Source organism: Micromonospora sp. NPDC050495, from assembly GCF_040655175.1.
GTDB lineage: Bacteria > Actinomycetota > Actinomycetes > Mycobacteriales > Micromonosporaceae > Micromonospora.
The window spans coordinates 473,560-480,500 of sequence record NZ_JBFAJK010000002.1; the positions used below are offsets into that span (position 1 = coordinate 473,560).

Here is a 6,941-nt window from a genome sequence, read left to right on the forward strand (position 1 = left end):
GCGGGACGGCCGGCGGCGGCGCCGGCCCGGTCCCGCCGGGAGGCGCGGCGTTCCGGCTCAGAGCGGGATGTTGCCGTGGTGGCCGCGACCGGCGGGCGCGGCGGCGATCGCCTCCGCCACCCGGCGCCGGGTGTCCGCCGGGTCGATGATCTCGTCGACCACGCCGAGCGACAGCCCTCGGTCCAGCCCGCCCGCCGCCACCTCGTGGGCGGCGATCAGCTGGGCCAGCAGGGCCGGCCGCTCCTCGTCGGAGGCCGCGGCGAGCGCCTTGCGGTGCAGGACCTCCACCGCCGCCTGCGCGCCCATCACCGCGACCTCCGCGTCGGGCCAGGCCAGCACCGCGCTGGCACCCAGCGAGCGGGAGTTCATCGCGATGTACGCCCCGCCGTACGACTTGCGGGTGATCAGCGTGACCCGGGGCACCACGGCCTCGCCGAAGGCGTGCAGCAGCTTCGCCCCGCGCCGGACCACCCCGCCGCTCTCCTGGCCGACCCCGGGCAGGTAGCCGGGCACGTCGACGAGCACCAGCAACGGCACCCCGAACGAGTCGCACATCCGCACGAACCGGGACGCCTTCTCCGCCGACAGCGAGTCCAGGCAGCCACCCTTGTAGAGCGGGTTGTTGGCGATGACGCCGATGGTGCGCCCGCCCAGCCGGCCCAGCCCGGTCACGATGTTGCGCGCCCAGCGGGGCTGCAACTCCTCGAAGTCCCGGTCGACGATGGCGCGGACCAGCGGACGCACGTCGTACGCCCGCCGGGAGGTCTCCGGCAGCAGCGCCCGCAGGTCGCGCGGCTCGGCGATGGCACCCCGGTCGAAGACGCCGGGACGGGCGAACAGCGCGGTGAACCGGCGGGCCCGCTGGTAGGCGTCGGCCTCGGAGTCGGCGACCACATGGACCACCCCGGAGGAGCGGCTGTGCGTGCCCGCCCCGCCGAGGGTCTCCATGTCCACCTGCTCCCCGGTGACCCGGCGGACCACGTCCGGCCCGGTCACGAAGAGCCGGCCGTGGGCCGCGGAGAGGATGATCAGGTCGGTCAGGGCCGGCCCGTACGCGGCCGCGCCGGCGGCCGGGCCGAGGACGACGGAGAGCTGCGGCACCCGGCCGGAGGCGCGGATCATCGCGGCGAACATCTGCCCGACACCGTCCATGGACTCGATGCCGTCGGCGAGCTTCGCGCCGCCGGAGTGCCACAGCCCGACGACCGGGCAGCGCCGGTGCAGGGCCAGGTCGATGGCCTCGATGATGTTGCGGGCCCCGCGCGCCCCGAGCGCGCCGCCCATCCGGGTGGCGTCCGTGCAGTACGCCACCGCGTGCGCGCCCGCGATCCGGCCGGTCGCCACCGCCACCCCCGCCTCGTCGGCCGGCCGGAACACCGCCATGGTGTCCGGGTCGAACAGGTGGCCGAGGCGGACCAGCGGGTGCCGTGGATCGGTGGGCGCCTCGACGTCGACGGCGGGGGACACGACGGTGACGGTCATGCTCTCTCCTCAGCTCCAGCGCGGCGGGCGCGGCGGCCGGCGCCGGAACCGTCGTCGAACAGACGCTGCGCCCGCGCCAGCATGGGACCGCGAACTAAAGCCGGAGCAATGCGCGGCCATCGACCGACCAGCATTTTCGGTAGGGGTCCGGATAAGGGTTGGCGGGCCGGTGTGATGTGGATAACTTGGCCCTGGTCGGGGCCGGCGTCGCCGCGCTCCCGCCCACTCAGGACACCCCGCTGACCACGCGTTATCCGCGGCTCGACCACCGTCGTTCGAGGTTCGTCCCCATTCGGGGGAAACACGTTCACGTCGCCGGCCCACCGATTCGGCGAATTGCGCCGTACGCCCACGGAAGCGGTGCGGCGAAATCGAGGTGAAAGGTTCCCGTGATGACCGAACTGTCGCAGCCCACCAGCACCTGTCCCGCCCCGTACGACGGCCGCGACCCGCTCGGCCTGGCGGTGGAGGCGGCGCGGCTCATCGACGTCGTCCTGGAGGGCGGGCCACGGCACCTGCCCGCCGAGTGGCGGCTGCAACGGCTCGCCGCCGGCGACCAGAAGGTCAAGCTCCCGCACAACGGCGGCTACGAGCACTTCGAGCGCGACCCGGCCGCCCCGGCCGACGGCGAGCCGGTGGTGTTCCGCTGGACCGGCCGCACCCGGGTCGCCGAGTAGCGTGTCCGGCGTGCCGCACCGACCCGCCCCGCCCGCCGTCCAGAAAGCCTGATCCGCATGCTGCTCGCCGCCCTGCACGCCGGCGCCGACCACCCGGCCGCGCTGCGCCTGCGCGGCCGGGACCTGTCCCGGCAGGAGCTGCTCGGCTGGGCCGGGTCGGTGGCCCGGGACATCCGCGGCGCGCCCGCCGTCGCGGTCCGGGCGGAGCCGACCGTGACCACCGCCGTCGCGGTCGTCGCCGGGCTGCTGGCCGGCGTGCCCGTCGTCCCGGTGCCGCCCGACGCGGGCCCGACCGAGCGGGGGCACATCCTGCGCGACTCGGGCGCCGCGCTGCTGCTCACCGCGACCCGGGAGCCGGCCGCCGACGGCGAACCGCCCGGGCTGCCCGTCGAGCGGGCCGGGCGCGCCGACGTCGACTGGGCGCCGCCCGCACCGGAGCAGCCCGCCCTGATCCTCTACACCAGCGGCACCACCGGCGCGCCCAAGGGCGCGGTGATCCCGCACGCGGCCGTCGCGGCCGGCCTCGACGCCCTCGCCGAGGCCTGGCGGTGGACCCCCGACGACGTGCTGGTCCACGGGCTGCCCCTGTTCCACGTGCACGGCCTGGTGCTGGGCCTGCTCGGTCCGCTGCGGATCGGCTGCCGGCTGGTGCACACCGGCCGGCCCACCCCGCAGGCGTACGCGGCCGCCGGCGGCTCGCTCTACTTCGGCGTACCGACGGTCTGGTCCCGGATCGCCGCCGACCCCGCCGCCGCCCGGGCGCTGCGCCCGGCCCGGCTGCTGGTCTCCGGCAGCGCGGCCCTGCCGGTGCCGGTCTTCCACCGCCTCGCCGCCTGGTGCGGCCAGCCGCCGCTGGAGCGGTACGGGATGACCGAGACGCTGATCACCGTCAGCGGACGCGCCGACGGTGACCGCCGCGCCGGCCACGTCGGGCTGCCGCTGGCCGGCGTGCGGACCCGCCTGGTGGACGACGCGGGCGCCGAGGTGCCGGCCGACGGCAGCACCATCGGCCGGCTCCAGGTCCGCGGGCCGACGCTGTTCAGCGGGTACCTGCACCGGGAGCCGGTGCCGATGCCGGACGGCTGGTTCGACACCGGCGACATCGCGGTGATCGGGCCGGACGGCTGGCACCGGATCGTCGGGCGCGCCTCGATCGACCTGATCAAGACCGGCGGCTACCGGGTCGGTGCCGGGGAGGTCGAGGACGCGCTGCTGGCCCACCCGGCGGTCACCGAGGCCGCCGTGGTCGGCGCCCCGCACCCCGACCTGGGCGAGGAGATCACCGCGTACGTGGTGGCCGACGGGGCCGAGCCGCAGCAGCTCATCGACTTCGTCGCCGGGCACCTGTCCGTGCACAAGCGACCCCGCCGGGTGCACCTGGTCGACCGCCTGCCGCGCAACGCGCTCGGTAAGGTGCAGAAGGCGTTGCTGCGCGACACCACCGGTTAGGGGCGGTTAGGGGGTTGGCGGGCCGCACCGCCGTGGTTAGCGTCGGCACCCACGACAGCAGCGGAGGTGAACGAGGTGGGGCAGACCCGCAGCGGCAACCTGCTCGCGGTCAGCGACCTGCACGTGGCGTACCAGGAGAACCGGGACGTGGTGGCCGGCCTGCGCCCGGAGACGGACGACGACTGCCTGATCGTCGCCGGTGACGTCGGCGAGCTCTTCGCCGACATCGAGTGGGCGCTCACCCTGCTCAGCAGCCGGTTCGCCACGGTGGTCTGGGCGCCCGGCAACCACGAGCTGTGGACGCCCCGGAAGGATCCGGTGCAGCTGCGCGGCGAGGCGCGCTACCGGGAGCTGGTGCGGCTCTGCCGCGAGCTGGGCATCCGCACCCCGGAGGACGACTACCTGGTCTGGACCGGAGCGGGCGGCCCGGTGGCCCTGGTCCCGCTCTTCCTGCTCTACGACTACTCGTTCCGGGCCCCCGGCACCACCACCAAGGCCGAGTCGCTGGAGCGGGCGTACGCCGCCGGGGTGGTCTGCACCGACGAGATGCTGCTGCACCCCGACCCGTACCCGAGCCGGGAGGCCTGGTGCTGGGCCCGGGTGGCCGAGACCGGGCGCCGGCTGGCGGCGCTCGACCCCGCCGTACCGACCGTGCTGATCAACCATTACCCGCTGGTCCGGGAGCCGACCCGGATTCTGCGCTATCCCGAGTTCGCGCAGTGGTGCGGCACCGAGCTGACCGCCGACTGGCACCTGCGTCACCGCGCCGCCGCCGTGGTCTACGGCCACCTGCACATCCCACGGACCACCGTGCACGACGGGGTGCGCTTCGAGGAGGTCTCGCTGGGCTACCCGCGGGAGTGGCGGCGGCGCGCCACCCCACCCCGCCCGGTACGCCGGGTGCTCCTTCCGGAGCCGGTGCGGTGATCGAGGAGCTGCTGCCCGCCGGGGTGGCCGCGGCCGAGGCGTACGACGACCCGGCGGAGGCCCGGCTCCTGCCGGCCGAGGAGGCGTTGGTGGGCGGCGCGGTGGAGAAGCGGCGCCGGGAGTTCACCACCGGCCGGCACCTGGCCCGCCGGGCCCTCGCCGAGCTGGGTGTGCCGCCCGTCGCGCTGCTGGCCGGGCCGCGCCGCGAGCCGCGCTGGCCGGACGGCACGGTCGGCAGCATCACCCACTGCGCCGGCTACCGGGCCGCCGTCGCCGCCCGGGCCGGCACCCTGCTCAGCACCGGGATCGACGCGGAGCCGAACGAACCGCTCCCCGCCGGGGTCCTCGACTCGATCGCCCTGCCGGAGGAGCGTTCGCGGGTCGCCGAGCTGCTGCGGCGCGAGCCCGCGGTGCGCTGGGACCGGCTGCTCTTCAGCATCAAGGAGTCGGTCTACAAGGCCTGGTACCCGCTCACCGGGCGCTGGCTGGACTTCGAGGAGGCCGACGTGACGGTCGACCCCGCGGCCGGTACCTTCCGGGCCCGGCTGCTGGTGCCGCCGCCGGCGCTGCCCGACGGCCGCCCGCTCGGCGGCTTCACCGGCCGGTGGCTGGCCCGGCGCGGCCTCGTGCTCGCCGCCATCGCGGTCCCGGTCGCCGGGCCGCCCGCCGCGCGCCGGCCGGCCGACCCGGCGGGCGCCCGCCCGGCGTCCGGTTGATCGGGTACGACCACAACGCGCGCTTCAAGCTGCCTTTGGTCCGGTACCGGACGATGACCCTCTACGCCGCCCGGTCGAACCCGTCGCCCGGCACGGATTGGAGGCCCCACGATGAGCGTGGACGGTAAGTGGAACCTGGTGATCGAGTCGCCGATGGGTCGCCAGCAGGTGTCCGTCGATCTCGTGGAGAACGCCGGCACGGTGACCGGCACGATGGTCAACACCGGCCAGAACCTGTCGACCGAGATCTTCGACGGCACGGTCGACGGCGACGCGCTGCAGTTCAAGGCCAAGCTGCCGCACCTGAAGATGACGGTCACCTTCGACCTGGCCGTGCACGGCACCGGACTGTCGGGCAAGGTCAAGGCGGGCAAGTTCGGCGGCTTCAAGGTGTCCGGCGAGCGCGCCTAGTGAACGGCCGGAGCCGGGTCCGGTCGGCGCTGCGCGCCTGGTGGCGCGAGTGCTGGGCGATCCTGCCGCACTTCGCCGTGACGATGAGCGGCTGGGTGCCGCCCACACCACCCGGCGGCCCGGTGGCAGGCGGGCCCGGCGGCTGGGCCGCCCCGGCCGGCGGCCCCCCGCCCGGCTGGACCCCGGCCGCCCCGGATCCGGCCGCCCCGGACCAGGCCGGGTGGGACCCGGTCGGGCCGGGTCCGGTCGGTCGGGACCTGACCGGCCGGGGCCCGGCGGCGCATGACCCGGCCGGGCGGGGCCCGGTCGGTCGGCACGCGTCCCCTGCCGTTCCGGCACCGCACCGGCCCGCCGGCGGGGGCGGGTCCGCCGCTCATCCCGACTTTCGGCCGGCGCCGCCGCTGAGCCGGCGGGAACGGCGCACCTGGGCGGCCCTGACCGGCTCGCTCCGGCTCACCTCCGATGAGGACAACGGCCGCACGGACCCGCCCGTGCGGCACTGAGCCGCCGACTCGGCACGATGACCGCGGGCCCCGGGGTGGTGACATCCCGGGGCCCGCGGTGCTGCCCGCCCGGGGCGGTGCGCGGTCGGCGACACTCCCGGCCGTGGCCCGACGCTGCGGGGCGCGGTGGCTCAGGAGGGATCGGCCGGCTTGCCGACCACGCCGTGCAGGAACACGTCGACCAACGTCTCGATCGGCGTCTCCGCGCCGCCGGGTGTTCCCCGCCGGCCGAACAGCATGCCGAGGAAGATGACGGCCAGGTGCTCGACGGGCAGGCGCAGCGTGTCCCGATCGGGTTCCAGGAGCCGGACCACCGCTTGCTGGGTGCGTTCCACCGCGTTCGCCCGGCTGTCGGTCGCCCCGCCGTCAGCCGGCCTGGCACGCTCGCGCCGGCGGCCGCCGGCGTGCATCGCGGCGGTCACCGCGCCCATCCGCTCCAGATAGGCGTGCAGGGTCGCGGCGGCCTCGGTCAGCCGGGCGGCCAGTGGCTGATCCAGCGGTACGCAGTCGAGTTCGGCCAGCACGTGATCGTTGCGCAGGGCCGCCGCCAGGCAGGCGTCCAACAGCTCGTCCTTGTCGGCGAAGGCGCGAAAGATCGTCGCCTCGCCGATCCCGGCCGCCTTGGCGATCTGCAGGGTGCTCACGGCGGCACCGTGCTCGACCAGGAGCGGCAGGGCGGCGGCCACGATCATCTCGCGTCGGTCTTCCGGACTCATCCCCGGCGCCCGGCGCCGGCTCGTTGTCTCCGTCATGCCACCACACTACGGAGTGAGTAC

At 75.7% G+C, this 6,941-nt stretch carries 7 protein-coding genes; 5 read left to right on the forward strand and 2 right to left on the reverse strand.

The features are described from left to right. Positions 1-57: 57 nt before the first annotated feature. Complete coding sequence (locus AB0I11_RS05145; protein WP_357313377.1) at positions 58-1,482, reverse strand: carboxyl transferase domain-containing protein; 1,425 nt, start codon at positions 1,480-1,482, stop codon at positions 58-60. A gap of 392 nt (positions 1,483-1,874) precedes the next feature. On the opposite strand from AB0I11_RS05145, the gene AB0I11_RS05150 reads away from it, so the two are divergent. The 5 genes from AB0I11_RS05150 to AB0I11_RS05170 all read left to right on the forward strand — a co-directional run bounded on the left by AB0I11_RS05150 (position 1,875) and on the right by AB0I11_RS05170 (position 5,662). Continuing rightward, positions 1,875-2,159 (forward strand): DUF5988 family protein, encoded by a 285-nt coding sequence (locus AB0I11_RS05150; RefSeq protein ID WP_357313382.1) that lies wholly within the window; start codon positions 1,875-1,877, stop codon positions 2,157-2,159. 57 nt (positions 2,160-2,216) lie between these two features. Beyond that, a complete protein-coding gene (locus tag AB0I11_RS05155) occupies positions 2,217-3,608 on the forward strand; it encodes an AMP-binding protein (protein WP_357313387.1) in 1,392 nt (463 codons plus the stop codon). Positions 3,609-3,683: 75 nt separating this feature from the next. Next, positions 3,684-4,535 (forward strand): metallophosphoesterase, encoded by an 852-nt coding sequence (locus AB0I11_RS05160; protein WP_357313393.1) that lies wholly within the window; start codon positions 3,684-3,686, stop codon positions 4,533-4,535. Next, a complete protein-coding gene (locus tag AB0I11_RS05165) occupies positions 4,532-5,251 on the forward strand; it encodes a 4'-phosphopantetheinyl transferase superfamily protein (protein ID WP_357313412.1) in 720 nt (239 codons plus the stop codon). The genes AB0I11_RS05160 and AB0I11_RS05165 overlap by 4 nt, the downstream gene beginning before the upstream one ends. 111 nt (positions 5,252-5,362) lie before the next feature. Continuing rightward, on the forward strand, positions 5,363-5,662 hold the full coding sequence (locus AB0I11_RS05170; RefSeq protein ID WP_357313416.1) for a hypothetical protein: 300 nt from the start codon (positions 5,363-5,365) through the stop codon (positions 5,660-5,662). Between the two features lie 634 nt (positions 5,663-6,296). Here AB0I11_RS05170 and AB0I11_RS05175 read toward each other — a convergent pair. Beyond that, positions 6,297-6,917 (reverse strand): TetR/AcrR family transcriptional regulator, encoded by a 621-nt coding sequence (locus tag AB0I11_RS05175; RefSeq protein WP_357313420.1) that lies wholly within the window; start codon positions 6,915-6,917, stop codon positions 6,297-6,299. Positions 6,918-6,941: the final 24 nt, after the last annotated feature.

Coding starts and splice junctions, on each gene's coding strand:
- AB0I11_RS05145 (WP_357313377.1), bottom strand. CDS start 1,482: ATGACCGTCACCGTCGTGTCCCCCGCCGTCGACGTCGAGGCGCCCACC.
- AB0I11_RS05170 (WP_357313416.1), top strand. CDS start 5,363: ATGAGCGTGGACGGTAAGTGGAACCTGGTGATCGAGTCGCCGATGGGT.
- AB0I11_RS05175 (WP_357313420.1), bottom strand. CDS start 6,917: ATGACGGAGACAACGAGCCGGCGCCGGGCGCCGGGGATGAGTCCGGAA.
- AB0I11_RS05150 (WP_357313382.1), top strand. CDS start 1,875: ATGACCGAACTGTCGCAGCCCACCAGCACCTGTCCCGCCCCGTACGAC.
- AB0I11_RS05155 (WP_357313387.1), top strand. CDS start 2,217: ATGCTGCTCGCCGCCCTGCACGCCGGCGCCGACCACCCGGCCGCGCTG.